1 protein-coding gene is annotated in these 881 nt (G+C 44.8%); it reads left to right on the top strand.

What is annotated here, in order from left to right:
* The coding region (locus ASC50_RS01925) for a PD-(D/E)XK nuclease domain-containing protein (protein ID WP_226995331.1) at positions 1 to 804 on the top strand (804 nt) is incomplete at its 5' end.
* Positions 805 to 881: the final 77 nt, after the last annotated feature.

Raw genomic sequence — 881 nt, 5'->3', positions numbered from 1 at the left:
TATAATTCGTTTTCAACTTTGATGTTTTTTTGGCAACAAGAATTTAAAGACCATTGGTTTGCTACGGGTTCGCCCACTTTTATAGTCAATATTCTAAAAAAACACAATGATGTAAAATCGCTGTTGGAGCCATTTCAGATGCAGGCTACAGATTTCGACAGTTTTGATATTCAGACGATAAACCCGCGCATATTGATGTTTCAAACGGGCTATTTGACAGTAAAAAAGAAGGAACGAGACCCGTTTAGTGTCTCCATGCTCTACACGCTGGGTGTTCCCAACGAGGAGGTCAATCAGGCATTAACGCGCCATTTATTAGCCAATTATGCCGAAATTTCGTTGCCGGAGGTGAACGAGGGATGCCGACAAATGATGCGACAACTTGTGTCGGGCGATTCGCAACAGTTTGAGCGCAGCCTGCAAGCCATGTTTGCGCGCATTCCCTACCAATTGTGGGGCAGCGATGAAAAATATTATCATTCCATGTTGCTGCTGTGGCTGAATGCATTAGGCTTCAAGCCGGATGCCGAAGTGTGCACCGACAAAGGGCGTATAGATGCCGTGTGGACGTGGCAGGAGCGGGTTGTGATTGCCGAAGTGAAATATGCTGCAAGTGACGACACTAAAGACGTTGCAGATAACACCGCTACAACAGCCAAATTATTAGACACAGCATTGGCACAAATTCGCGAAGTCCGCTATTATGAGCGATATGCGGGCGAGAACAAGCGCATCGCGTTGCTGGGCGTGGCATTTGTGGGGAAAGAGATTGCTTGTCGGATGGAAGAATTATCAAATAATTGAAAAAAAAACATTATGTTACAGGAATTACCTATTGGAATACAGTCGTTTGCGGATTTACGCAGCAAAGGCTATTTGTA

The sequence above is a fragment of the Candidatus Symbiothrix dinenymphae genome (genome assembly GCF_001431085.1).
The sequence above is the reverse complement of the archived record's forward strand: the minus strand, read 5'-3'. Positions and strand labels throughout refer to the sequence as shown.